The organism is Pseudomonas sp. P20 (assembly GCF_016463925.1).
GTDB lineage: Bacteria > Pseudomonadota > Gammaproteobacteria > Pseudomonadales > Pseudomonadaceae > Pseudomonas > Pseudomonas aeruginosa.
Genome location: NZ_JAEMVM010000135.1, coordinates 1 through 576, shown reverse-complemented (window position 1 = coordinate 576; position 576 = coordinate 1). Strand labels below are relative to the sequence as shown.

The following is a 576-nucleotide window of genomic DNA, read 5'->3' as shown; positions in this document are numbered from 1 at the left end:
CGACCATCTGCGGGTCGAACATACCCTCGTTGATGCGGCGGATGGCGTGGGCGTGCTTGGTGATGCCCTGCATGGTCTTGACCCAGTAGTTGCGTGCCTCGGCTGGGCCGCCTTTGGCGAACACACGCATGAAGGCGAGGGTGGGCAGCACCACCTCGGCGACGATCGAGCGGCCGTTGACCCCGGAGCCACGGCAGGCCTGGCAGCCAGGCCCCTTGACGTACACCTGGGAAACATCGGTCAAGCGCTGGACCCGTTCGACCAGGTCGAGCGCGAGCTGGTCTTGGTGGTCTTGGAAGCGCACTTTGCAGTGGGGGCAGAGCTTAGGCAGCAGGCTCTGGTTGATCAGGCCGGTCAGCAGGGCCGGATCGAACAGCAAGCCGGGGTCGACGCCCAGGTCCTTCAGGCGCTGGACAATGCCGATCGCGCTATTGGTGTGCAGGGTCGACCACAGGCCGTGCCCGGTCATCGCGCCACGGAAGGCGGCGACAGCGGCGAAGAGGTCGCGCACTTCGCCGATCATCATGTAGTCCGGATCCAGGCGCATGCCGTTGGCGATGCCTGCGGCCCAGGCCT

Annotated in this window: 1 protein-coding gene; it reads right to left on the bottom strand. The window is 66.1% G+C overall.

The genetic code is table 11. The features are described from left to right. The coding region (locus tag JHD77_RS33400; RefSeq protein ID WP_199506589.1) for an ATPase, T2SS/T4P/T4SS family at window positions 1–576 on the bottom strand (576 nt) is incomplete at both ends.